Source organism: Bradyrhizobium sp. CIAT3101 (assembly GCF_029714945.1).
Classification (GTDB): Bacteria; Pseudomonadota; Alphaproteobacteria; order Rhizobiales; family Xanthobacteraceae; genus Bradyrhizobium.
Map to the genome: position 1 here is coordinate 5,121,868 of NZ_CP121634.1, position 22,976 is coordinate 5,144,843.

The following is a 22,976-nucleotide window of genomic DNA, read 5'->3' on the forward strand; positions in this document are numbered from 1 at the left end:
ATCTCAGGCGGCGCGATTACCGTACATGCTGGAGATCAGCTTCCAGCAGGTCGAATTGAAGTTGAGAATCGCGCGACCGGCCTTGAACGGCGCCGCTGCGAGATCAGCGAGCTCGGCCTCGGGCGTCTTGCCAAGATCGATCGTGCCGGTGGATTCACCGTGGCGAAACTGCAGATGCGCGCCGAATTTCTTGGCGAGCGCCCGCATGGCGTGATTCTCCGCGCCGGTGGTGATGCGCAGGCTCTTGTAGCCCTTCCAGCGCGCTTCCGCGATCAGGCGGCTGAACAACACGGTGCCGACGTTCTGGCGGCGAGCGGAGGCTTCCACGCTGAAGGCGACTTCGGGCAACGAATCGCCCTCCGGCGGATGCAGCTCGGCTGCACCACGGACCACGCCATCGACGATATAGGCGACGATCACGGTGCCATCTTCGGCGCAGCGGGCGGCGTAACGCTCGATGAAGCTGTCGTCGAGAAACCCGTTGAAACGGTCATGCCGGCTTGCGGCATCAAGCCTCAGCAGGTGATCGCGCAACAGCGGCAATTCTTCCTGCTGGATCAGGGTCCGCACATAGCCCGGGGCGGTGCGGACGGTGTCTTCAAGTACCACGTCAAAACTCCTCTTGGTGTCCCTCGAGGAGGCGTTCGAATCCCTAGGCCTCCAATATTGTGCGTCGCAACAAGCTTTTCAAGACGGGAACCTGCTCAAGTTTGAGGCAGCGGAAGCGACTAATTCGTTAACAAAATCAAAGCCCCGTAGTCTTACAGGACGAGCTGTGTCTGGGTCACGATGGCGACCAGCTTGCCGTCCTCGGTCTCCAGCCGGGTGGTCCAGACCTGGGTCCGTCGGCCCCGGTGGACCGGGGTGGCGGTGGCGATAACGGTGGTTCCCTCCTTGGCACCGCCGATGAAGTTGGTCTTGCTCTCCAGCGTGGTCGTGCCCTTGGCGTCCTCCGGCAGGTTGATCACGGTCGCCGCCGCGCCGACGGAATCGGCGAACGCCATCACCGCGCCGCCATGGACGGTGTGATGCAGCGTGCAGAGATCGGGCCGCACCGTCATTCGCGCCACCACGCGATCCTTCTCGGCCTCGACGAACTCGACGCCCTTGAGCTCGGCGAACGGCATCTTCATCGCTTTAAGTTTCTCGAGCGGCGTCATCAGATCTCCTCCCAATTCGTTGTTGTCTCAGCGTGAATGGCTTCGCGGGGCAAAGCAATGACGTCGGAGGTCATGGTTGCCGTGACATCGGACCTGCCATTCGGGCATATGCTCCTCCCATGCGCCACTTCCCGCCCCGCCGCATCGTCTGCCTGACCGAAGAGACGGTGGAAACGCTCTATCTGCTCGGCGAGCAGGACCGCATCGTTGGCGTCTCCGGCTATGCCGTCCGCCCACCGCAGGTCCGACGCGAGAAGCCGCGGGTCTCCGCATTCGTCTCTGCGGACATGCCCAAGGTGCTGGCGCTGGAACCCGAGCTCGTTCTGGCCTTCTCCGATCTCCAGGCCGACATCGTCGCCGACCTCGTCCGTGCCGGCATCGACGTCCATGTCTTCAATCAGCGCGACGTCGCCGGAATCCTGGCGATGATCCGGACGCTTGGCGCATTGGTGGGTGCCGCGGCGCGCGCCGACGAACTCGCCCAAGGTTTTGATCGCCGCCTCGCGGCGATCGCCGCAACGCCCCGCCCCTCGTCGCGGCCAAAAGTCTATTTTGAGGAATGGGACGATCCACTGATTTCCGGAATCGGATGGGTCTCCGAACTGATCGAGATCGCTGGCGGCAAGGATGTGTTTCCGGAGCTGCGCGCCTGCCAGGCGGCGAAGGATCGCATCGTCTCAGCGACTGCAGTGCGCCAGGCCGCGCCCGACGTGATCCTCGCGTCCTGGTGCGGCAAGAAGGTCGTGCCTGCCCGCATCAAGCAACGTGACGCCTGGAGCGAGATTCCGGCTGTCCGGGACGATCGCATTGTCGAGATCAAGTCACCAATCATCCTGCAGCCAGGGCCGGCAGCGTTGACGGATGGGCTGGATGCGATCGTGACGGCGCTGTGGGGCTGATATCACGTCACCGCATTGACGACCTGGTACTCCGGCCGCCGCCACACCTCGCCTACAATCACCTCTTCGATGATCTCGGCCGCGCGGATGATCTCGCTCTCACCAATGTAGAGCGGCGTGATGCCGAACCGCATGATGTCAGGCGCGCGGAAATCACCGATGAGGCCGCGGGCGATCACGGCCTGCATCGCGGCGTAGCCGCCCTCGAAGGCGAATGAGACTTGCGAGCCACGGCGCTCGTGCGCGCGCGGGGTCACGAGCTTCAGAGACGGACAGCGGCGTTCGACTTCGGCAATCAGGAGATCGCCGAGCGCCAGCGAACGCGCGCGGACATCCGCGATATCAACCCGATCCCAGATGTCGAGCGAAGCCTCCAGCGCCGCCATCGCCAGCACCGGCGGTGTACCCACGCGCATGCGCTCGACGCCGCCGGCGGCCGCATAACCGAGCTCGAACGCGAAGGGCTTTGCGTGTCCCATCCACCCCGACAGCGCGGCGCGCGCGCCGTCGGCATGGCGCGGCGCGACGTAAAGGAACGCCGGCGCGCCCGGGCCGGCATTGATATATTTGTAGGTGCAGCCGGCCGCAAAATCGACGCCGCAACCGGCAAGATCGACCGGGAGCGCGCCGGCCGAATGGGCGAGATCCCAGACCGTGACAATGCCGAGCGCCTGCGCTTTTGCCGTCAGCCCGGCCATGTCGTGGCGGCGACCGGTGCGGTAGTCGACCTCGGTGATGTAAAGCACCGCGATCTCTTCCGACAGCGCAGCCTCGACCTCCTCGGGCGCCACCAGGCGCAATTGATGGCCGCGCCCGAGCGTCGCGATCAGCCCCTCGGCCATGTAGAGATCGGTCGGGAAATTGCCGGTGTCCGACAAGACAACCTTGCGCGACGCGTTCATGTCGAGCGCGGCGGCGAGCGCCTGATAGACCTTGAGCGACAGCGTGTCACCGACCATCACCGACCCCGCCTCCGCGCCGATCAGCCGCGCGATGCGGTCGCCGACATGGCGCGGCTGGGCATACCAGCCGGCGGTGTTCCAGGCGCGGATCAGCTCGTTGCCCCACTCGGTCGTGATCACGCGGCTGACGCGCTCGGCAACGCCCAATGGCAATGCGCCGAGCGAATTGCCATCGAGATAGATCACCCCGTCGGGCAGATGGAAAAGCGCTTTGGTGTCGTGATAGACGCGATATTTGGTCATGGGGATTTCTACAGAATCGTGCGGACGCGCCAGAGCTCGGGAAACAGCTCGACCTCCAGCATGCGCTTAAGGTAGCTGACGCCACCGGTGCCGCCGGTGCCGCGCTTGAAGCCGATGACGCGCTCGACCGTCGTGACGTGGTTAAAGCGCCAGCGCCGGAAATAATCCTCGAAATCGACCAGCTTCTCGGCGAGTTCGTAGAGCATCCAATGCGTCTCCGGCGCCTCGTAGACGATACGCCACGCCTGCAGCACGCCCTCGCTGAAGCTGTGGGTTTCGCGGACGTCGCGCGCCAAGACAGTCGCAGGCATCTTGAGCCCGTTGCGGTCCGCCAGCCGCAGCACCTCGTCATAGAGGCTCGGCGTCGCGAGCTCGGCTTCGAGGAGCCTGGTCGTTTCAGCATCGTGCGCGTGCGGCTTCAGCATGGCGTGGTTGCGGTTGCCGAGCAAGAATTCGATCAGCCGGTACTGGCGCGACTGGAAGCCCGAGGACTGGCCGAGCTGGGACCGAAAGCGCGTATATTCGCTGGGCGTCATCGTGCGCAGCACGTCCCAGGCGTTGTTGAGCTGCTCGAAGATACGCGACATCCGCGCCAGCATCTTCATGGCGGGAGCGACCTCGTCCTTGGCAATGGCGCGACGCGCTGCACTGAGTTCATGGATGGCAAGGCGCATCCAGAGCTCCGTGGTCTGATGCTGGATGATGAACAGCATCTCGTCGTGCGCTTCCGACAGCGGATGCTGCGCGCCGAGGATCGCGTCCAGCGACAGATAATCGCCATAGGACATGCGCCGGGCGAAATCCGTCTCGGCGCCTTCTTTTGCGGGATCGTAATCGCTGGACGTCATGACAGGCCCTTTCGATCGATCATCCCTGCCTCCGTCAGTCGAGGCCGATCAGGCGCGCGGTGATCGGCGACGATGGATCCTTGAGCGCATCGATCACGGTAAAATGGTTGAGCCCGGGATCGACGACGAGGTGGGTCGGTACGTCGAAGCCGGTCCAGACATTGGCCAGCAGATCGGACTGGCGAATGAATTCCGGGCGCTCGCTGCCGCCGACCCAGGCGGTGACAGGCGAATGCCCGCGCGGCAGGTGCAGCGCCGCGCTTTCGAGCGTCGCCTCGTCCATGGTCATGCGCAGCGTCTCGTTCATCTTCGTCTTGAGCAGCGGACGCAGATCGTGCAGGCCGCTGATCGAGAGCGTGCCCGCAATGCGGTTATAGACGGCCGGCTCGAGCCGGCTGTCGTCGCAGAGCATGCGCGTGACGAGATGGCCGCCGGCGGAATGGCCGGCGAGCCGGATCGGCCCTGCGACCAGCGACGCCGCTTTCGCGATCGCGGCTGATATCTCCGCGGTGATGTCGGAGATGCGCGCTGCCGGCGTCAGCGTGTAGCTCGGTAGCGCGACCGTCCAGCCGTGGTGCCGCGCGCCTTCGGCCAGATCCGTCCAGGTCGACTTGTCGAACCGCATCCAGTAGCCGCCGTGCACGAACACGACGAGGCCCTTGCTGTCGCCCTCGGGCAGGATCAGGTCAAAACGTTGGCGTTCGCCTGAGCCGTAGGCGATGTCGGGACGAAAGGCCTTCAGCCCGGTGCGGTAGGCCGCCGCCCGCTCCGCCCATTGCGCCGGCATCTTGTCCGAGCCCGGGATATGGGCCGAATTGGCGTAAGCATCATCCCAATCGCGCATTGTGACTCCCGGGGACTCGTCCAGCGAACCTGCGGACAGTCTGCCACCGCTGAGGGCGGCATCCTAGTCTTTATTTTAAGCTTAAAGGATTTGGATGAGCCATTGTTTCGGGCAGATGCTACTCCGGCCGAGACACCGTAGGGTGGGCAAAGCGAAGCGTGCCCACGATCTTGGTCATGTCCGAGACGACGCGTTGGCACGGCGCTGACGCGCCTTTGCCCACCCTACGAGAGCTGTGACTGAGGCTCTCGCTAGGCCTTCTCCACTCCGCACCATTCCGCGATGAACAGCGCCATCGCCCTGGTGGTCTTCTTCAGCGAGTCCAGATCGACATATTCGTTGAAGCCGTGCATCTCGCCGCCGCTGGCGCCAAAGCACAGGCTGGGGATGCCGTAATTGAGTCCATAGAAACGCGTGTCGGTGAGCGCGGTGAAGACGAGATCCTCGACCGCGCCGCCATAGACCTTGTTGAAGGCCTTGCCGAATGCAGCTTCCGGCGCGGCGGAATCGGTCAGCTCATAGCCTTCCGACAGGAAGCCCGACCATTCGACCTCCGGCGGATTGTTGGCGAGGAAGCGATGGTTGCGCGAGGCGGCGGCAACGCAGGCCATGATCTCCTTCTGGTGATCGGCCACCGACCAGCCCGGCAGGATCGCGATGCGGCAATCGACGTCGCACCAGGCCGGCACGCTGGAGGCCCAGTCACCACCCTTGATGATGCCGGGATTGAAGTTGATGGGATGGTTGAGCGTCTTGAAGTGGCGGTCGGCCTTGGCGCGCTCGTTCCACTCGATCTCGAGCTTCTGCAGCGCGTGGACGAGGTGATAAGCCGCCATGATCGCATTCGATCCGGAGCCGGCAAAGGCGACATGGGTCGGATGGCCCTTTACCCGCAGGCGAAACCAGATCACGCCGACCTGAGAACGCACCATTCTGCCGGCGGTGGGCTCGGGGATGAAGCAGGCATCGGCCCGGTAGCCGCGCTGAAGCGTCGACAGTGCGCCGACGCCGGTGCTCTCCTCCTCGATCACCGACTGAAAGTGAATCCGCGCGGTCGGCTTGAGGCCGGCCGCCTTGATCGCATCCAGCGCATAGAGCGCGCCGATGGTCCCCGACTTCATGTCGCAGGCGCCGCGACCGAACATTTTGCCGTCCTTGATGACGGGCGAGAACGGCGGTGTGTCCCACAATTCCAGCGGCCCCGCGGGCACGACGTCGCAGTGCCCCTGGAGGATCAGCGATTTGCCGGCCTCGGTCGTCGGGCGATAGGTGCCGACCACCGTGCGCGCCTTGGAGAAATCATGCTCGATCGGGCCGAAGCCACGCAGATCCTTGAGGTCGTCGACATTGATGTGCCAATCGTCGACCTCGTAACCGCGCGCACGCAGGAGGTCGCCGATCATGTCCTGGCACGGCCCCTCCGCCCCGCGGGTCGAAGGGATCGCGACGAAATCTCGGGTGGTCGCAAGCTGGGCTTCGAAGCCGGCATCGACGGCGTCAAGAATCCTCTGCTGCGTCTCGGCATTCATCAGGCAACTCCGGGCATCCAGTTGGTCAAGGGTGCGCGCAAGCTAGCCGATTTCAGCCGTTCGGGTACTCCACAAAATAAGCATCCCGCAATGCATCTTCGAGCGGCCGGCCTTCGGAATAGCCGTTCAGCGTCGCCGGCCGGCTCACGCCGTCGAGCAGCCGCGGGCATGGTTCCGGCGCGCCGAGAACGGTGCGAACCGGAATGCGCTCGGCATAGATCGGCAATTCGTAGTCCTCGTCGTCGTCCGCGACACCCTTGGCGCGGACCTTTGCCGAGGCTTCCTCGATCTCCATCGCGATGAAGGAGGTCGCCTTGATCTCCTGGGTGTTGCTGGCACGCAGGCTCGCGGTGCGATCCGGAAAGAAGCGGTCGACCATCGCGACCACGGCGCGCTCCTTCTCCTGCGCGTCGGTGACAAGATAGGCTGTGCCGAACGCCATCACCGCGCGGTAATCGGCGGAGTGATTGAAGCCGCAGCGCGCCAGCACGAGGCTGTCGAGATGGGCGACCGTCAGGCACACCCGCTCGCCCCTGGTCTGGTTGCGCAGCATGCGGCTCGCGCTCGAGCCGTGCCAATAGAGCTTGGTCCCCTCGCGCCAGAAGAAGGTCGGCGTGCAGTAGGGCTGGCCGTCGATGACATAGGAGACGTGGCACATCATCGACGAATCCAGGATGCGGTGAACCGTCTCGTGATCGTAGAAGCCGCGATCGTGCCGGCGCTTCACCTGGTTGCGCGCTGACGTCGGATAGGAATTTTGGCTCTCGGTCTGGCTCACGGCCGCTCCTCATCAGAACTGGAAGAATTCCAGGCTAGTTGTAGCGGCGCATTTGGTCTGCGATAGTGCCAATTCCATGCAAAAAATTCCGACCAATTCTATCGCCCCGGCCAAAGCGGAGCTGCCGCTCGATCTCACCGGGACGCACATCACCGCCGGCGCCTCCTCGGCGCATCGGCTGTACCAGGCGCTGTGCGAGATGATCGTCTCGGGCCTCGTCAAACCCGGCGAGCCGCTACCGCCGTCGCGCACGCTGGCCACGCAGACCGGATTTCGGCGCAATGCGGTCGTCGCGGCTTACGAACGCCTGATCGCCGACGGGTTTGCGCAAGCCACCGTCGGCTCCGGCACGTTCGTCGCTGCGCGCATCCCGGCGCGCGCCGCAATATCGAAGAAGCCGAAGGTGATCGTGGAGGCGCCGAAGCAAGGCGCGCTCTCGCTCGGCTGCACCCATATCGACGAGCGCGCGGTACAACGCTTTCGCGCCTTCGTCGGCCGGCGCATGCGCGCCTTTGGTAGCGAACACCTGCATTACGGCGATCCGCGTGGCAGCCGCGAGCTGCGCGTCGCGATCGCGGACCATCTGCTCTCGGCGCGGGGGCTACGCTGCGACCCCGACCAGATCATGCTCACATCGGGCACGCTGCATACGCTACGCATCGTTCTCGGCGCGATCCTGAAGACAAACGATCAGGTCTGGTGCGAGGACCCCGGCTATCCCATCGCACGCAGGACCATCGCACAATGCGGCTATCGCACCGTGCCCATTCCCGTCGACGCCCACGGCCTGCAAGTCGCCAGGGGCCGCGCCGCCGCCCCGGCCGCGCGCGCGGCCTATGTGACGCCGTCGCATCAGTTTCCGCTGGGCGTGCAGATGTCGATGCCGCGGCGGCTCGAGCTGCTCGACTGGGCGAAGCAGGCCGGCGCGTTCGTGTTCGAGGACGATTACGACAGCGAGTTTCGCTATGACGGCGCGCCGCTGATGTCGCTCGCCGGCATCGATCACCTCCAGCGCGTGATCTACATGGGCACGTTCGCCAAGACGCTGTTTCCAGGTCTGCGCATCGGCTATTGCGCGCTGCCCGAACGCCTGATCGGCGACGTCACCGCCGCACGCGCCGCGCTCGACCGTTTTCCGGGAACGCTGATGGAGGGCGCGGTCGCCGACATGCTCAATTCTGGCGCGTTTGCCGCAAACTTGAAGCGTGTACGAAAACTCTATCGCGAGGCCCGCGATGCACTGGCCGAAACGCTCGAGGCCGCATCGGACGGCGCGCTGTCGGTCCCGGTGCCGTCGCAGGGCCTGCACCTCGTGGCGCAGTTCGGTCTGTCGATCCCACCAGCCGTCGCGGCCGAAGCGAAGCAGGCGGCCGGCGCCGAGGGCTGGCTGCTCGCCGACACCTACGCGCGGGCGCGTCCGCTACCCGGTTTCGTGCTCGGATTTTCGGGACACGCGGTTCCACACCTCGTCGCCTCTGCCGAGCGGCTCGCGCGGGAAGCGCGGGCCGCCTTGCGCAACAAAGGCAAGGTCGGCCGGCGCGCGTGACAAAGGTTCACTATGAGAATCGTGTGCCGCTCCCTAGATTGCGGCATCGACGCCGGAACCACTGATCATGTCACTCCGCTACCCAGTCCGCCTTTCGCTCCTGATCTCAGCCGCGCTCGCGACGACGGCGCACGCAGCCACGGTCGGCCGCGAGCAGGACATCGTGGATCTCAAGCTGGGTCAGCGCGTGATGGTGGATGACGGAACCTGCCCGGCTGGACAGGTCAAGGAAGTGCGCGGTTCGAAGATGAGCGACAAGGGCGTCGTGCGAACCAGTTCCTGCGTGGCGCGGTACGGTCCGAAATCGAAGTAGCCCTACGACTTCGCCGGGTCGAACATGCACTGCAGGGTCGGCTTGGCGATCTTGGTGAAGGTCGCGCCGATTTCGCTTTGCTTGGCTGCCGGCACCCAATCGGTCTCGATCGTGGGAACACCGGTCTCGCTGATGCCGCGCAGCAGCGCCTCGCGCAGGTCGCGATCTTCGACGACAGCCGCGGCATGGTCGTGCAGGCAGCCGCAAACCTCTTCCGGATGCTCCCAGCGTCCGAGCATGCGCGGGGCACATTGCCGCACGAATTCGGTGCGCGGATCCGGCAACCGGTTCGGCGCGCGCACCTGCGCCTGGACGGAACTGACCGCCAGTAGGGAGAGGACTGCTGCAGCGCAGAGACGAAGGTGCATGATGGCTTTTGCCGGTTTATTTTCTTGTTGCTGATCAGAAACGCGCGGCCAGAACGATCGGCTGCGGCGCCGTGGTCGTCACCGGCGAGCCGCTGTATTGGAAGGTACCGATACCAGGCAGATTACCGTCCGGCGCACCGGCGAACGAGGAACCGGCGAGCACGAAGCCGAAAGCAAGGATGAAGCTGAGCGCGCGCATGGATCTGTCCCCGAATCGCGTGGCCGGCGGTGTGCCGTCGTCGTTGTGACGCTGATAACCATCCGCGGTTTCTTCCGTGATGCGCCCAAAGCCCAAAATGGTTTCGTTCCAGGTGAGAATTGTTTCGTCGCCCGCGCACGGACGAAACAATTCTCGAAAAACATCAATCATTTCAGATGGAGCGCGCGACGGTTTGAACCTGCCTGGGAGCCGCCACCCACGTCGGTTGAAGTGACGTGGTCACATCCGCGACGTCAGCGCTTCACATGCATTTTACGGTTCTCTGCTGAAAGGAACCGAAACGAAGGCCGGTCCCACCGATGAACCCGCAGTTCGCCGGGCGCGGCCGAAGCCTTCGAAAACTGAAAGCCCGTCAACCGGGCGCATGTAAGGAATTGCCATCATGATGGCGCAAGATCGCGCAACGGCGCGCGACGCGGCCGAACGGACCGACCGCGCTCAACGCAACGCTTCGCCGGGAGCGATGGCCCTGCAATCGGGCCGCGGCTACGAGGCCGCGCCACAGGCGTTCGTACGGCTGAGCGGCTCGCACCTTGCGAAACCGCGCGCGAGCCGCGATCACATCATTGAGTGAACGCTAACGCGTCACTGAGTGAACAAGTCGTCACTGAGTGAAGAAGTCGCCGCACTTCTGGACGTTCGCGTCGGCCGGCCCCCACGGCATGATCGGCACCGTCGAGGTCGAGTTCTTCGGCGATCCCTCGATCAGCTTGTCCGAATAGACCATGTAGACCAGGACGTTGCGCTTGGCGTCGCAGCCACGGACGATCTGCATCTTCTTGAAGAAGAGCGAGCGTCGCTTGCGGAACATGTCGTCGCCCTGCTCCATCTTGTCCTTGAACTTGATCGGGCCGATCTGGCGGCAGGCGAGCGAGACGTCGGAAACCTCCTCGGCAAGACCGAGCCAGCCCTTGAAACCGCCCTTTTCCGGTACTGTGAAATGGCAGGCCACACCCTCGACCTCGGGGTCGTCGAGGCCATAGGTCGCGAGCTTGTCATTCGGGCTCATCCATTTGAACACGGTGGAGCGGCGGAAGATTAGATCCGGCTCGTCGGCAGCTTGCGCGGACGCTGCCGGCACGGCCATAGCCAGAAGCAATAAAGCGAGGCCTTTCAAGCGGATGCCTGAAAGACCGAGGAAACGAGATGACATGAAGTTCTCCGGTAACAAGTCCCGGCAATGTAGGTATGGGGTGATCGTTCAGGAAGATGATGGCAGCCGGCCGCGGCCGTCGTTTACCGCTCTGTGAGGCTTTTTTGCTACGTCCAGAACAAAAGTAGCCGAGGGCAGAACTGCTGTACTGGTGAACGCATATCCCCTCTGCGAGACTAATGTCTGATTTGGATTATGGATTCGAGGAATGACTAGCGTGAACGGGTCCCGTTTTGCTGCCGCGCCGGTGCGGCTGTGGCAGTTTGCCATTCTGACGGCCGCGGGGGCGATCGGTACGACCAGCCAGGCAGAAGCCGCGTTCTATTACACACCGGACTATTCGGGCACGTCCTACTACTCCCAGCCAGAGCGACATACCGAGGGACCGCGACAGAAGCCGCAGAAGCGCGGCGCGGGAGCGGGCAAGAAAGAAACCCTCGCCGAGAAGGAGGCCGGCGCGAAGCCGCAGGGTCCGCTCGTGATCGTCGTCTCGATCGACCGGCAGAAGGTGACGATTTACGACTCCAAGGGCGTGTTCGCGGAGTCGCCGGTGTCGACCGGCATGAAGGGCCACTCGACGCCGATGGGCGTGTTCAGCGTCATCCAGAAGCACAAATTCCACCACTCCAACATCTATAGCGGCGCGCCGATGCCGTACATGCAGCGGATCACCTGGTCCGGTGTCGCCATGCATGCCGGCGTGCTGCCGGGCTATCCGGCCTCGCACGGCTGCATCCGCATGCCGATGGCGTTCGCGGTGAAGATGTGGAACTGGACCAAGATGGGCGCGCGCGTGATCGTCGCGCCCGGCCAGATGACGCCGCAGAACTTCTCGCATCCGATGCTCGCCTCGCTGCGCGTCCCGCCGCAGCCGGCCGCAAGCCTCGAACCGACAACGAGCGTCGGCGACAAGGCGGACAAGGGCGCGCCCGAGACCAAGGTCACGGACGCCAAGCCCGCCGGGACGAAGTCTCCTGAGACGAAGACCGCGAGCGCCGACAGCGTGCTCGAGCTGCGCTCCAGCGTCGGCCATACCGTGATGTCGGATGTGACCACCGGCAATGCACCGGTCCGCGAGGAAGCCGCCAAGACCGAGACAACGACGGACGCCAAGTCCACCGAGGCCTCCGAGCCGGCCAGGCAGCCCGACGCGGCGAGCACCGACGCAAAGCCTGCAGAAGCTCCCAAGACGACATCGGACGAGAAGCCGGCTGACTCCGTCGAGGCTGCGAAGTCCGACGCGCCGAAGGCGGAAACTGCGCCTGCCGAAACGGCAAAGTCCGAACCGACCAAATCCGAGCCGACCAAGCCCGAGCCGGGCAAGGCTGACGCTGCAGCGACCGAGAAGAAGCCCGACGCGGCGGTGACCGCAACGGCGCCGGCGCAAGCCGCCTCGCCGGACGCAAAGAAAGATCAGACCCGCGTCGCCGATCCCGCGCCGTCCGTGAAGCCGGACCTGCCGAAGCGGACCGGCCAGATCGCGGTGTTCATCAGCCGCAAGGATTCCAAGCTCTACGTGCGGCAGAACTTTGCGCCGCTGTTCGACGTGCCCGTGACGATTGCGGCAAGCGACCGCCCGCTCGGCACGCATGTCTTCACCGCCGACGTCGACAAGACCGATTCCAACGCGCTGCATTGGTCCGTGGTGTCGCTGCCCGTCGCCGTCCGCGCCGCTTCGCGCGAGGACGATGGACACGTTACGCGCCGCCAGCGTGGCGCCGCCGTGATCCCCGTCGCCGCAAAGCCGGTGATCACGCCGGACAGCCCGGCCGAGGCACTGGATCGCATCACGATCCCCGCCGACACCATGGCGAAGATCAACGAGATGCTCACCACCGGCGGCTCGGTGATCGTCTCCGACCAGGGCATCAATCAGGGCGAGACCGGCGAAGGTACCGACTTCATCGTCCGCCTGTACTAGAGCGTTTTCAAGCGAAGCGGATGCCGGTTCGCGTAAAGAAAACGCGTCAAAATAAGAGCCGGACACCGCATCAGATAACGCGGTGTTGAGCAGGCCCGCCGTCTCGCCGGAGTAGACTGCGCGCCGGATCACATCCGGGGGACGCCGCCATGTTGAACCGCAGAGCCGTTCTCACCACAGCGCTTCTCGCAGCAGCCACATCGGCTACGCGCGTGCAGGCCGATGGCGGCATGAGCCGTATCTCCGCTTACGCATTCTCGTTCCCCGCGTTGTCCGGCGACGACATTCGCCTCGCCGCCTTCACCGGCAAGCCTGTGCTGGTGGTGAACACCGCTTCGCTGTGCGGCTACACCCCGCAATATGCCGGGCTGCAGGAGCTCTGGAGCGAGTTTCGCGAGCGCGGGCTCACCGTGATCGGCGTGCCCTCCAACGATTTCGGCGGCCAGGAGCCCGGCGGCACCAGCGAGATCTCGGAGACCGCGCACCACCAATACGGCGTTACCTTCCCCATCACCGCCAAGGCCATCGTGGTCGGGGCGAAGGCGCATCCGTTCTACAGATGGGCGGCCGAGGCACGGCCGAAGGAGGTCCCGAAGTGGAACTTCCACAAGTACCTGATCGGCCGCGACGGCTACATCGCCGAGGTGTTTCCGTCGGCTGTCGAGCCCGCCGACACGCGCATCAAGACGGCGATCGCCAGAACCCTGGCTGACAGTTGAGTCATCCCCGCTCAAACAGGCCTCTCGAACTGGTCTGGGCACAATTGGGGCGAAGCGCCAAACAGCCGTTGCCATGGCGACGGGGCACCATCTAGGCTAGGATGATCAGGGGCAGGATGGGTTTTGCCGGAGGCGAAAAGCCACGGCGGAACAACGGGATCAATCTCGAGGACAACACCATGCGTGTGGCGGCAGGACTGATTTTGGCAAGCGCGATGTCTGTTGCGCTGACAGGCGCGGCATGGTCGCAGACCCCGGCCGCGAAACCCGCAGCCGCGACTCAGGCCGCCCCCGCGGCAGCACCGGCCGCTGCTCCGGCACCCGCTGCAGCCCCTGCCGCAGCGCCCGCGCCGCAAACCGCCGCCTTCCCGCCCCCGCCGCAACAGGCGCCGCAGCCGGCGCGCGCGGCCTGCAACAATCCGAATGCGCTGGGCGTCGCCCGCACCGTGGAGATCGACACCACAGGCGGTCCCGGCTTCGGCTTCGAGCATTTCAAGGAGCTCGACTTCCTGCGCGACAAGGAGGTCGTCCTGACCTTCGACGACGGTCCCTGGCCGCACAACACGCCCGCCGTGCTGAAGGCGCTCGCCGAGCAGTGCACCACCGGCATCTTCTTCTCGATCGGCAAGCACGCCACCTACGAGCCTGAGATCCTGAAGCAGGTCTATGCGGCCGGCCACACCGTCGGCACCCACACCTGGTCGCACGCCAACCTCAACAACAAGAAGCTGACCGAGGCGCAGCGCAAGGAAGAGATCGAGAAGGGCATCAGCGCCGTGAAATGGGCGCTCGGCGGCATTTCGCCCGCGGCGTTCTTCCGCTTCCCGGCGCTGCAACACCCGCCGGAGATGGTCACCTATCTCGGCAACCGCAACGTCGCGATCTTCTCCTGCGACATCGACTCCTTCGACTTCAAGGCCTCCAAGCCTGAGAAGGTGATCGAGACCGTGATGAAGGGGCTCGAGAAGAAGGGCAAGGGCATCATCCTGATGCACGACTTCCAGAAGCACACGGCGGAAGCCCTGCCCGAGTTGCTGAACCGCCTCAAGGCCGGCGGCTACAAGGTAGTGGCAATGCGTGCCAAGGCGCCGGTCGCCTCGCTCCCCGAATACGACCAGGACCTGATGAAGGACGTCAAGCTGCCGACGGTGAGCACGCGCCCGGTCAATTCCGTGGTGACGACCGTTTCCGAATAGACGTCGCTTGTCGTTCCATTTCGAAGGCTACGTCATCGTCTCGGCGGACGGCATGCTTGCCGACGCCAGCGGCGTCATGCCCGACAGCCTGAAGTTCGCAGGCGACAAGCTGTTCTTCGAGCAGGCGCTCGATGGCGCGGCGCTGATCGTGCACGGCCGCAACTCACATGAGGGGCAGCCGAACTCGCCCCAGCGCAAGCGGCTGATCACCACCCGCAAGATCAAGGCCCTCACCGTCGATCCGGAGATGCCGAACGCGACGCTGTGGAATCCGGATCATGCGAGCTTCGAGGAGGCTTGCGCGTTCGCCGATGTCGCCTCGGGACGGATCGCGGTCATCGGCGGCCCCGACGTGTTCGAGATGTTCATGGAGCGCTACGACACGTTCTGGCTGTCGGAAGCCCCGCATGTGCGGTTGCCCGGCGGCGAAGGTTGCTTCGTCGACGTCCCCAAGCGGACGCCGCATGAGGTGCTGTCGTCGCATGGGATGAAGCCGGGCACGCCTTATCTGCTCGACGCCGCCCATGATGTGACGGTCACGCCATGGCGGCCGGCGCGAAGCTCCGTCTAAAACGCGCGAAACAACCCCATGCACAGTACAGGTATCCGGTATTTTGATACCTTCATCCAATGGACGGGCTAGCCGCGCATAACCCTCACGGCCGAACGGGCCTGGCCAGGCTGCAAGCCTCGAGCTCAGCGCGCACGTTCCGGAGGACGCTGGTCCAATCGCCGGGCTGACTTTGCCGGAATTGCCGCAGGCTCGGATACCAAGGGCTGTCGTCGCGGTCGAGTTGCCACCGCCAGCACCGATCGAAGCGATTGAGCAGCCAGACCGGGCGACCAAGCGCGCCGGCCAGATGCGCCACGCCCGTATCGACAGCGATGACCAGATCCAGTGCCTCGATCAGCGCCGCGGTCTCGCCGAAGTCATGCAGATCGTCCGTCCAGTCGTGCATGGACAGACCCGGCGGCGGCGACTGGCTGGCCCCTGGCCCCTTTTGCAGAGAGACGAAACTCACCCCCGGCAGATCCGCAAGCTCCGAAAATCGTTCGAGCGGAACGGAGCGTCGGCGGTCGCCGCTCATGGTCTGATTGCCGGCCCAGACCAGGCCGACCCGCAGCCCATCGAGCTGCCCGACCCGCTCGCGCCAGGCCGCCACGCGCTGCGGCTCGGCGCGGAGATAGGGTGCCTCGCGCGGGATGGTGTCGAGCGTGGTGCCAAGGACCCGCGGCAGGCTCAACAGCGGACAATGCAGATCGAATGGCGGCAGCGGATCGCCATTCGCGACGATGCGCTCGATTCCCGACAGCCCGGTCAGGAGCGTCATCAGTGGCCGCTGAACCTCGAGAACGACCCGCCGCCCCGCAGCAATGGCCGGCACGAAGCGACAGAACTGGAGCGTGTCGCCCAGGCCCTGCTCCGCATGCAGCAGCAGGACCCGATCACCGATATCGCCTCCATCCCAGAGCGGCTGGCTGAAACCGCGCAGATGCGGCTTCTTCGTCTCCTGCTTCCATCGCCATTCATATTCCCGCCAGCCTTCGTCGAACTGGCCGGCCAACAACAGCGTGATCCCGAGGTTGAAATGGGCGTCGGCATAGTCCGGCCTTTGCGCCACAGCCGCACGCAAGCTCTGAATGGCTTCATCGGTCCGCCCGAGATCGTAAAGGAGCGTGCCGAGATTGTTGAGCGCCTCCGGCCAGTTCGGATTGCGATCGAGCGCGGTCCGGTAGCAAGGCTCCGCTTCGCGGAAACGACCGGCCTCACGAAGCGCGTTGCCCAGGGTCAATTGCGCCGGAGCATAGTCCGGCTTCAGACGCACAGCTTCCCTGCAGCATGCTTCCGCCTCTTCCAGCCGCCCCCGCAGACGCAGCAAGTCACCGCGATTGTTCAAGGCCTCGGCGAAATTCGGCCGGAGCTTGCAGGCTTCGCGAAGATTGAGCTCGGCCTCGTCGAGGCGCCTCAATTTGAGGAGAAGACCACCAAGATTGTTATGGGCCTCCGCGAATGCCGGATTGAGGCGCAGCGCCTCGCGATAGCAACGCTCGCATTCCTCGAAGGCGGCAAGATCGAACAGCACAGCCCCGAGATTGCAATGGGCCTCCGCAAAATCCGGCCTTTGCCGCAGCACCTGCCGAAACTCGCTGATCGCATCATCGAATTGCTTCCGTCTCACCAGCAGATTGGCGAGATGGAAACGGGCATCGACCTGAGTACGAACCGCGGCGAGGTCGAGGCCAACGGGATGTCGCAACACGAGCCGGTACTGCGCCTCCTCGCTTGCGAGATCCCCGCATTCACCCAGCAGGAGGCCAAGCTGAATGTGCGTGTCCAGATTGCCGGGCTGATGCAGCAGCGCTTCCCGGTAGCTCGCGACGGCCTCGCCCTTGCGTCCGAGCGCGCGCAGAGCAACAGCCATGTTGCTGTGATAGGCGCTGTTGCGAGGCTGCAGCTTGACGGCACGACTGAAGAGATCGAGCGCCCTCTCGGGGTGACCTGTCTGGAGCGAAGCAACGCCGAGGAGGAAAATTACGTCCGCGTGATCCGGCGCGGATGCCAGGATCTGCCGATAAACCGCCTCTGCCTGCGGCAAGCGCCCTGCGCGATGGTGCGCGAGACCGGCCTCGAGCGAGACAGCAACTGACGACGCTTCGGCATACATTACGATGGGCCCTATCATCGACGCGATGACTCGTTCCCAATCATTTTGCGGCAACGACCTTGCGTGAAGCTGGAAGCCACACGACGTCATCGCCACGCCTTGCCGTCGGGTGGGTTAGCCGCTCCAAAAACCGCGGCCGTAGGGTGGGCAAAGCGGAGCGTGCCCACCACGTCATGATGGTGGGCACGGCGCTTCGCGCCTTTGCCCACCCTACGAGATTACAAGATTACCGGACCTACACGTCTCCGTAGGCCGTCTCGGCCGAGCGCGTGGCGCGGCCATAGCCCATGATCATGAAGAGCGCGCCGATGATCGAGAGATTCTTCAGCGCGTCGACCAGCATCTTGGCGTTGTCCGGCGCCGCCTGATTCCAGAAATCGTAGAACAGGACGGTCGACACCACCATGTAGATGATCATCAGCATCGCAAAGAAGCGCGCGCCGAAGTTCAGCGCGATCATCAGGCCTGCGATGATCTCGAGCCCGCCGAGCGCGATCGCCAGAAGCTGCGGGGTGGTCATCGCGGTCGCCGTCTCGACCTGCTTGGCATAGGGCGCGATCACGTCAGGCACCACGACCTTGGTGGCGATGAAATCGGCGGTGGCCTGGATGGCAAAGAGCTTGGTCGCGCCCGTGTAGATGAACAGCACGGCGAACAGGATTCGCCCGAAAGTCACGAACGCTGGCATGGTCGGCCTCTTGGCTCAGGCTTTTTGAAATCGGAACTTGGACGCAAGGACCGCGCGATTATGGAGAGTCGTGGGCCGGTTTACAAACGGGGAAATGGAAAACTGCGAGCAATTCAAATCTGGCCGCACGATCGGTGCCCCTTCTCCCCTTGCGGGAGAAGGTGGCGCGAAGCGCCGGATGAGGGGTATCCATCCCCGAGTTCAATCGTGAGAGATGACACGCGGATAGATATCCCTCACCCGTCTCGCCGCTGCGCGGCGAGCCACCCTCTCCCGCAAGGGGAGAGGGAAAGATCGCGCCCCTTACGTGAACAACGTCGGCTGCTGCCGGGCCGCGCGCTCCTGCGCTTCGACCACGGCGACCGCCGTCATGTTGAGGATGCCGCGCGCGGTCACCGAGGGCGTGAGGATGTGGGCGGGACGCGCCGGGCCGATCAGGATCGGGCCGACGGGCAGCGCATCCGCCAGCGACTTGATCATCTGATAGGCCACGTTGGCGGTGTCCAGCGTCGGCATGATCAGGATGTTGGCCTCGCCCTCCAGCTTGGAGTGCGGCAGCACCATTTTTCGCGCTGCAGCCGACAGCGCGGTGTCGCCCTGCATCTCGCCGTCGGCCTCGATCTCCGGATGCTTTTCCTTCAGCAACTGCGTGGCGCGGCGCATCTTGCGCGACGAGTCGGTGTCGTAGCTGCCGAAATCGGAGTGCGAGACGAACGCGATCTTCGGCTTGATGTTGAAGCGCTGGACGTGGACGGCGGCGAGCGAGGCGATCTCGGCGAGCTCTTCGGCGCTCGGATTGGGCCGCACCTGGGTGTCGGCGATGAAGAAGGCCCCCTTGCTGGTGATCAGCAGCGCCAGCGCGGCATAGTCGCTGACCCCCGGCACGAAACCGATGATCTCGCGGACATGCCGCAGATGGCTCATATAGCGGCCCTCGACGCCGCAGAGCATGGCATCCGCCTCCCCGCGCGTCACCGCCAACGCCGCGATCACGGTGTTGTTGGTGCGCACCACCGTGCGCGCGGCATCCGGCGTCACGCCGCGGCGGCCGGCGACCTCGACATAGGACTGCACGTAGGAGCGGTAGCGCGGATCGTCCTCGGGATTGACGAGGTCAAAATCCTTGCCGGCGCGGATCTGGAGGCCGAAACGCTTGATGCGGGCTTCCACCACCGAGGGACGACCGACCAGGATCGGCCGCGCCAGCTTCTCTTCCAGCACCACCTGGGTGGCACGCAGCACGCGCTCGTCCTCGCCTTCGGCGTAGATCAAGCGCACCGGCTGGGTCTTGGCCTTGGCGAACATCGGCTTCATGACGAGGCCGGAGCGGAAGGCGAAGCGCTCGAGCAGCGCGGTGTATTCGTCGAAATTGGTGATCGGCCGCGTTGCGACGCCCGATTCCATCGCCGCCTTCGCCACGGCCGGCGCAATGCGCAGGATCAGCCGCGGATCAAACGGGCTCGGGATCAGCGAGCCCGGACCAAAGCCCTGCGTCTCGCCGGTGTCAAAACCCTGCGCCACCGCATCCGACGGCGCCTCACGCGCGAGCTGCGCGATGGCCTCCACGGCGGCGTGCTTCATCTCCTCGTTGATGGCGCTGGCACCGACATCGAGCGCGCCGCGGAAGATGAAGGGGAAGCAGAGGACGTTGTTGACCTGGTTCGGGTAGTCGGAGCGGCCGGTGCAGATCATCGCGTCGGGGCGCACCTTGCGCGCCTCCTCCGGCATGATCTCCGGCGTCGGGTTGGCGAGCGCCATGATCAGCGGCTTCTCGCCCATCGCCTTGGCCATCTCGGGCTTGAGCACGCCCGGAGCCGATAGCCCGATGAAGATGTCGGCGCCGCCGATGACATCACCCAGCGTGCGCTTGTCGGTCTTCTGTGCATAGACCGCCTTCCAGCGATCCATCGTGGTGTTGCGGCCCTCGTGCACGAGGCCGTCGATATCGCAGACCCAGATGTTCTTGCGCTGCGCGCCCATCGAGACCAGCAGGTTGAGCGTGGCGATGGCCGCCGCCCCTGCCCCCGACGCCACGATCTTGACCTCCGAGAGCTTCTTGCCGTTCAGGCGCAGGCCGTTGGTGATGGCGGCGGCGACGATGATCGCGGTGCCGTGCTGGTCGTCATGGAAGACCGGGATCTTCATGCGCTCCTTCAGCTGCGCCTCGATCTCGAAACATTCCGGCCCGCGGATGTCTTCCAGATTGATGCCGCCGAAGGTCGGCTCGAGCGCCGCCACGGTCTCGACCACGCGCTCGATGGTGTCGGCCGCGATCTCGATGTCGAACACGTCGATGCCGGCGAATTTCTTGAACAGGACGGCCTTGCCTTCCATCACCGGCTTGGACGCCAGCGGGCCGATGTTGCCAAGGCCGAGCACGGCGGTGCCGTTGGAGACCACGGCGACCAGATTGGCGCGGGTCGTCAGGGTCGCGGCTTCCGCCGGGTTCTTGGCGATCTCGGTGCAGGCCGCCGCAACGCCCGGAGAATAGGCAAGCGCCAGGTCGCGCTGGTTGGCGAGCGGCTTGCTCGCCTGGATCTCGAGCTTTCCGGGGCGCGGCAGACGGTGATAGGCCAGCGCCGCCTGGTGGAGATCATCAGAATAGGACGACATGCGGTCTCTGCCTCGCGTTATCCGGTCTCAATCATTCATCAACCTCGGCCGGTTCGCCGCAGTGCACACGGAATTTCCGGCTCGTGGAAACCGCGATGAAGCACGGCCGACGCCTCGGTGGCAACATCCGATTGCAATCCCATTAGCAGATCACACGCTCAAATATTTGACAGCGCTAGCTTTCCCTAGACCTCGCGACGTTTCCCGAATATGGCAGGTTGCGCAGCGCACAACGAGCAACTGGAGCTGGGAATGAAGCGGATCCTGATCGGCCTGGTCGCAATCGCGGTGCTCGCCGCCGGCGGATGGTTCGGCTTCAACCTCTACGCCAAACATCGCGCCACCGCCGAAATCGAGGCGGCCTTCGAGCTGATCCGGGCCGGCGGCAACAAGGCGAGCCATGGCAAGGTCGCCTTCGATCTCGTGACCCGTACGCTGACCGTCGAGGACATCGCGGTCGAGCACACCGCGCAACCGCCGGCCACCGTCAAGATCGCGGGCATCAAGGCGGTTGGCATCAGGCAGATCGACGACAGCAAGGCCGCGGCCGACAGCATCGAGCTGTCGGACACTGAGATCAGATACAGCAGCGTCATGGGCGAGAGGAAGCTGAACGCTATCTACAAGGTCCCGCAGCTTACGGCACGCGACTTTTCCAGTGCGGTTCGTATTCAGGGTTCGCCGGCGTCGGACTCGTTGATCGATCTGTACCGATTTGTTCTGGATCAGCTCGTCAACGTCACCGCATCTTCGATCGCGGCACCGACCATCGCCGTCACTGTCAACCCCGAAACAGGCAGGCCGGGCAGCGGCGGCACCGAGGTCACCTATTCCGGCGTGACGATGCTGAATATCAACCGCGGGAAAGTCGATGCCGCCAAGGTTGACCGCACCGTTCACGTCGTGGACCTGCAACAGCCGGGCAAACCCGATAAGCTTACCCTCGAGCTCTTGAACACGACCACCGACGATTTCGATGCAACGGCATTGGCCGCCGCCCTGGACCCCAAGAGGGTCGATGATGACAGCTATTATCGGATCTACAGGCAGATCTCGGCGGGGCCCTATACGATCACATCCGCGCAAGGGATACGCGCGCAGATCGACAGGATCAGCATCAATGACATCGCCCTGCAACCCTCTAAAATCCAGCGGGTCGAACTCCAGGCATTTATGAGGGACCATTCGACGCCTCCGAGCCCGACAGAGACACGGCGGGCGCTGGAGGCGTTCGCCGTGATGTTCGAGGGCGTGCGTGTCGCCGGTATCGACGTCGGCAAAGTGTCGGTCGGCATGCCGCAAGGAACGGCGAACCTCAACGCGATCAGATACGCAAACGATGAGATTGCACTAGAGGGCCTCGATGCGCCCTCGCCGCAGGGCCAGGTCAGGATGGAGCGCTTTGCGCTGAAGTCCTTCAGCATGGCCAACCTCATGCGGTGGACGGCGCAGTTTTCCAATATTGCGCGGAAGCCCACGCCCGACCAGTTTCTCGACGTGTTCCGTGTGCTCGCCGGCGCTGAGATCAAGGGCGTGACTGCGCCGTTCAAGACCACCAAGAAGCTGGTCACGATCGACACGCTGAGCCTTGACTGGGGTCAGCTGGTTGGCGCGATTCCGAGCAAGGCGCATGTGGTGGCCAAATTCGTAACACCCACCGATCCATCCGAGCCAAAGCAGCTTCCGTTGATTGCCGCCGGAATCGACAAGCTCGCGATCGACCTCGATCTCGGCGCGGCGTGGACAGAGCCGTCCAGCAGCTTCGCCGTCACGCCGGCGACGCTCGACATCGGAGGGATCGCAAAAGCGCAATTGCGCGTCGCGCTCGGAAACGTGCCGCGCGACGTGTTTTCGACCGATCCCGCCCAGCTCATGGGTCAGGCGGCCCGGATCGAGGCTGGCGCGCTCGAGCTCTCGCTGCGCGACAATGGCGGCGTCGATCTCGTCGTGACGCAGTTTGCGCGCATGCAGAACGTCAGCCGCGACGCCGCGCGTCAAGCGCTCGTCGAGAGCATCAAGGCCAACCGCGAGCAAGTTGTTTCCGCCAATCCGGACGCGAGCGCGGCCGTGGACGCCATCGCAAGCTTCGTCGAGACGCCGGGCCAGACGTTGTCCATCAAGCTCACCCCGCGCGCCAAGGCGCCGCTGATGCAATTGATGCAGCTCTTGCAGACCGACCCGCAGAGCGCGCTGGCGCAATTCAGGATCGAGGCGTCGACGGGATTGTAGGGCGAGTGGTCTCGTGTCCCGGACGCGCTGCGGCACGCAGTGACGCTGCGCAGAGCCGGGACCCAGAAAGCTTCATACTAG

Annotated in this window: 23 protein-coding genes; 10 read left to right on the top strand and 13 right to left on the bottom strand. The window is 64.4% G+C overall.

Features of this window, described 5'->3' with window-relative positions; translation table 11 throughout:
- Positions 1–3 precede the first annotated feature (3 nt).
- Entirely contained in the window at positions 4–609 is a 606-nt protein-coding gene (locus QA645_RS24320; RefSeq protein ID WP_254193403.1) for a GNAT family N-acetyltransferase, read from the bottom strand.
- Between the two features lie 152 nt (positions 610–761).
- Positions 762–1,160: a PaaI family thioesterase gene (locus QA645_RS24325; RefSeq protein ID WP_254131063.1), complete on the bottom strand. Its 399-nt coding sequence runs from the start codon at positions 1,158–1,160 to the stop codon at positions 762–764.
- A gap of 119 nt (positions 1,161–1,279) precedes the next feature.
- Between QA645_RS24325 and QA645_RS24330 the strand changes: the two genes are divergently transcribed.
- A complete protein-coding gene (locus tag QA645_RS24330) occupies positions 1,280–2,059 on the top strand; it encodes a cobalamin-binding protein (RefSeq protein ID WP_283044213.1) in 780 nt (259 codons plus the stop codon).
- Positions 2,060–2,061: 2 nt separating this feature from the next.
- Here the strand turns inward: QA645_RS24330 and kynU are convergent, their stop codons facing one another.
- The 5 genes from kynU to QA645_RS24355 form a co-directional block, all read right to left on the bottom strand.
- Positions 2,062–3,264 carry a kynureninase gene (kynU, locus tag QA645_RS24335; RefSeq protein WP_283044214.1) on the bottom strand — a complete coding sequence of 401 codons (1,203 nt, stop codon included), beginning with the start codon at positions 3,262–3,264 and terminating at the stop codon, positions 2,062–2,064.
- Between the two features lie 8 nt (positions 3,265–3,272).
- Positions 3,273–4,112, bottom strand: a complete 840-nt coding sequence (gene kynA, locus QA645_RS24340; protein WP_254131060.1) for a tryptophan 2,3-dioxygenase — start codon at positions 4,110–4,112, stop codon at positions 3,273–3,275.
- A gap of 34 nt (positions 4,113–4,146) precedes the next feature.
- On the bottom strand, positions 4,147–4,956 hold the full coding sequence (locus QA645_RS24345; protein WP_254193399.1) for an alpha/beta hydrolase: 810 nt from the start codon (positions 4,954–4,956) through the stop codon (positions 4,147–4,149).
- A 251-nt stretch (positions 4,957–5,207) separates the two neighbouring features.
- Positions 5,208–6,485 (bottom strand): ArgE/DapE family deacylase, encoded by a 1,278-nt coding sequence (locus QA645_RS24350; RefSeq protein ID WP_283044216.1) that lies wholly within the window; start codon positions 6,483–6,485, stop codon positions 5,208–5,210.
- Between the two features lie 52 nt (positions 6,486–6,537).
- On the bottom strand, positions 6,538–7,263 hold the full coding sequence (locus QA645_RS24355) for a pyridoxamine 5'-phosphate oxidase family protein (RefSeq protein WP_283044217.1): 726 nt from the start codon (positions 7,261–7,263) through the stop codon (positions 6,538–6,540).
- A gap of 76 nt (positions 7,264–7,339) precedes the next feature.
- Here QA645_RS24355 and QA645_RS24360 point away from each other — a divergent pair, with 76 nt between their 5' ends.
- Entirely contained in the window at positions 7,340–8,809 is a 1,470-nt protein-coding gene (locus QA645_RS24360) for a PLP-dependent aminotransferase family protein (protein WP_283044218.1), read from the top strand.
- Positions 8,810–8,876: 67 nt separating this feature from the next.
- The gene (locus tag QA645_RS24365; protein WP_283044219.1) at positions 8,877–9,122 is read left to right on the top strand and encodes a DUF6719 family protein; all 246 of its coding nucleotides are present in this window, start codon (positions 8,877–8,879) and stop codon (positions 9,120–9,122) included.
- A 2-nt stretch (positions 9,123–9,124) separates the two neighbouring features.
- On the opposite strand, the gene QA645_RS24370 is transcribed toward QA645_RS24365, so the two are convergent.
- Together QA645_RS24370 and QA645_RS24375 are read right to left on the bottom strand one after the other, a co-directional pair.
- A complete protein-coding gene (locus tag QA645_RS24370; RefSeq protein WP_283044220.1) occupies positions 9,125–9,490 on the bottom strand; it encodes a hypothetical protein in 366 nt (121 codons plus the stop codon).
- A 34-nt stretch (positions 9,491–9,524) separates the two neighbouring features.
- Positions 9,525–9,860, bottom strand: coding sequence for a hypothetical protein (locus tag QA645_RS24375; RefSeq protein ID WP_254131053.1), 336 nt, complete (start codon positions 9,858–9,860; stop codon positions 9,525–9,527).
- Between the two features lie 232 nt (positions 9,861–10,092).
- On the opposite strand from QA645_RS24375, the gene QA645_RS24380 reads away from it, so the two are divergent.
- Entirely contained in the window at positions 10,093–10,284 is a 192-nt protein-coding gene (locus QA645_RS24380) for a hypothetical protein (RefSeq protein WP_283044221.1), read from the top strand.
- Between the two features lie 30 nt (positions 10,285–10,314).
- Here the strand turns inward: QA645_RS24380 and QA645_RS24385 are convergent, their stop codons facing one another.
- The gene (locus QA645_RS24385; RefSeq protein WP_254131051.1) at positions 10,315–10,863 is read right to left on the bottom strand and encodes a CreA family protein; all 549 of its coding nucleotides are present in this window, start codon (positions 10,861–10,863) and stop codon (positions 10,315–10,317) included.
- A gap of 208 nt (positions 10,864–11,071) precedes the next feature.
- Between QA645_RS24385 and QA645_RS24390 the strand changes: the two genes are divergently transcribed.
- The 4 genes from QA645_RS24390 (at position 11,072) to QA645_RS24405 (ending at position 15,270) form a co-directional block, all read left to right on the top strand.
- Positions 11,072–12,784 carry a L,D-transpeptidase family protein gene (locus QA645_RS24390; RefSeq protein ID WP_283044222.1) on the top strand — a complete coding sequence of 571 codons (1,713 nt, stop codon included), beginning with the start codon at positions 11,072–11,074 and terminating at the stop codon, positions 12,782–12,784.
- A 149-nt stretch (positions 12,785–12,933) separates the two neighbouring features.
- Entirely contained in the window at positions 12,934–13,503 is a 570-nt protein-coding gene (locus tag QA645_RS24395) for a glutathione peroxidase (RefSeq protein WP_283044223.1), read from the top strand.
- A 179-nt stretch (positions 13,504–13,682) separates the two neighbouring features.
- The gene (locus QA645_RS24400; protein ID WP_283044224.1) at positions 13,683–14,699 is read left to right on the top strand and encodes a polysaccharide deacetylase family protein; all 1,017 of its coding nucleotides are present in this window, start codon (positions 13,683–13,685) and stop codon (positions 14,697–14,699) included.
- Positions 14,700–14,706: 7 nt separating this feature from the next.
- Positions 14,707–15,270: a dihydrofolate reductase gene (locus QA645_RS24405; protein ID WP_283044225.1), complete on the top strand. Its 564-nt coding sequence runs from the start codon at positions 14,707–14,709 to the stop codon at positions 15,268–15,270.
- An 85-nt stretch (positions 15,271–15,355) separates the two neighbouring features.
- Here the strand turns inward: QA645_RS24405 and QA645_RS24410 are convergent, their stop codons facing one another.
- Complete coding sequence (locus QA645_RS24410) at positions 15,356–16,267, bottom strand: glycosyltransferase family 9 protein (RefSeq protein WP_283044226.1); 912 nt, start codon at positions 16,265–16,267, stop codon at positions 15,356–15,358.
- 21 nt (positions 16,268–16,288) lie between these two features.
- Between QA645_RS24410 and QA645_RS24415 the strand changes: the two genes are divergently transcribed.
- The gene (locus tag QA645_RS24415) at positions 16,289–17,347 is read left to right on the top strand and encodes a hypothetical protein (RefSeq protein ID WP_283044227.1); all 1,059 of its coding nucleotides are present in this window, start codon (positions 16,289–16,291) and stop codon (positions 17,345–17,347) included.
- A 253-nt stretch (positions 17,348–17,600) separates the two neighbouring features.
- Here QA645_RS24415 and QA645_RS24420 read toward each other — a convergent pair whose 3' ends face one another.
- Both QA645_RS24420 and QA645_RS24425 read right to left on the bottom strand, forming a co-directional pair.
- Positions 17,601–18,053, bottom strand: coding sequence for a DoxX family membrane protein (locus tag QA645_RS24420; RefSeq protein WP_283044228.1), 453 nt, complete (start codon positions 18,051–18,053; stop codon positions 17,601–17,603).
- A gap of 303 nt (positions 18,054–18,356) precedes the next feature.
- Positions 18,357–20,666 (bottom strand): NADP-dependent malic enzyme, encoded by a 2,310-nt coding sequence (locus tag QA645_RS24425; protein WP_254131042.1) that lies wholly within the window; start codon positions 20,664–20,666, stop codon positions 18,357–18,359.
- 252 nt (positions 20,667–20,918) lie between these two features.
- On the opposite strand from QA645_RS24425, the gene QA645_RS24430 reads away from it, so the two are divergent.
- The gene (locus QA645_RS24430) at positions 20,919–22,895 is read left to right on the top strand and encodes a hypothetical protein (protein ID WP_283044229.1); all 1,977 of its coding nucleotides are present in this window, start codon (positions 20,919–20,921) and stop codon (positions 22,893–22,895) included.
- Positions 22,896–22,976 lie beyond the last annotated feature (81 nt).

What these genes read in the sequence shown, in the direction of transcription:
- QA645_RS24325 (WP_254131063.1), bottom strand. Translation starts at nt 1,160, where the DNA reads ATGACGCCGCTCGAGAAACTTAAAGCGATGAAGATGCCGTTCGCCGAG.
- QA645_RS24330 (WP_283044213.1), top strand. Translation starts at nt 1,280, where the DNA reads ATGCGCCACTTCCCGCCCCGCCGCATCGTCTGCCTGACCGAAGAGACG.
- kynU (WP_283044214.1), bottom strand. Translation starts at nt 3,264, where the DNA reads ATGACCAAATATCGCGTCTATCACGACACCAAAGCGCTTTTCCATCTG.
- kynA (WP_254131060.1), bottom strand. Translation starts at nt 4,112, where the DNA reads ATGACGTCCAGCGATTACGATCCCGCAAAAGAAGGCGCCGAGACGGAT.
- QA645_RS24345 (WP_254193399.1), bottom strand. Translation starts at nt 4,956, where the DNA reads ATGCGCGATTGGGATGATGCTTACGCCAATTCGGCCCATATCCCGGGC.
- QA645_RS24350 (WP_283044216.1), bottom strand. Translation starts at nt 6,485, where the DNA reads ATGAATGCCGAGACGCAGCAGAGGATTCTTGACGCCGTCGATGCCGGC.
- QA645_RS24360 (WP_283044218.1), top strand. Translation starts at nt 7,340, where the DNA reads ATGCAAAAAATTCCGACCAATTCTATCGCCCCGGCCAAAGCGGAGCTG.
- QA645_RS24365 (WP_283044219.1), top strand. Translation starts at nt 8,877, where the DNA reads ATGTCACTCCGCTACCCAGTCCGCCTTTCGCTCCTGATCTCAGCCGCG.
- QA645_RS24370 (WP_283044220.1), bottom strand. Translation starts at nt 9,490, where the DNA reads ATGCACCTTCGTCTCTGCGCTGCAGCAGTCCTCTCCCTACTGGCGGTC.
- QA645_RS24375 (WP_254131053.1), bottom strand. Translation starts at nt 9,860, where the DNA reads ATGATTGATGTTTTTCGAGAATTGTTTCGTCCGTGCGCGGGCGACGAA.
- QA645_RS24380 (WP_283044221.1), top strand. Translation starts at nt 10,093, where the DNA reads ATGATGGCGCAAGATCGCGCAACGGCGCGCGACGCGGCCGAACGGACC.
- QA645_RS24385 (WP_254131051.1), bottom strand. Translation starts at nt 10,863, where the DNA reads ATGTCATCTCGTTTCCTCGGTCTTTCAGGCATCCGCTTGAAAGGCCTC.
- QA645_RS24390 (WP_283044222.1), top strand. Translation starts at nt 11,072, where the DNA reads ATGACTAGCGTGAACGGGTCCCGTTTTGCTGCCGCGCCGGTGCGGCTG.
- QA645_RS24395 (WP_283044223.1), top strand. Translation starts at nt 12,934, where the DNA reads ATGTTGAACCGCAGAGCCGTTCTCACCACAGCGCTTCTCGCAGCAGCC.
- QA645_RS24400 (WP_283044224.1), top strand. Translation starts at nt 13,683, where the DNA reads ATGCGTGTGGCGGCAGGACTGATTTTGGCAAGCGCGATGTCTGTTGCG.
- QA645_RS24415 (WP_283044227.1), top strand. Translation starts at nt 16,289, where the DNA reads ATGGGCGTCGGCATAGTCCGGCCTTTGCGCCACAGCCGCACGCAAGCT.
- QA645_RS24420 (WP_283044228.1), bottom strand. Translation starts at nt 18,053, where the DNA reads ATGCCAGCGTTCGTGACTTTCGGGCGAATCCTGTTCGCCGTGCTGTTC.
- QA645_RS24425 (WP_254131042.1), bottom strand. Translation starts at nt 20,666, where the DNA reads ATGTCGTCCTATTCTGATGATCTCCACCAGGCGGCGCTGGCCTATCAC.
- QA645_RS24430 (WP_283044229.1), top strand. Translation starts at nt 20,919, where the DNA reads ATGAAGCGGATCCTGATCGGCCTGGTCGCAATCGCGGTGCTCGCCGCC.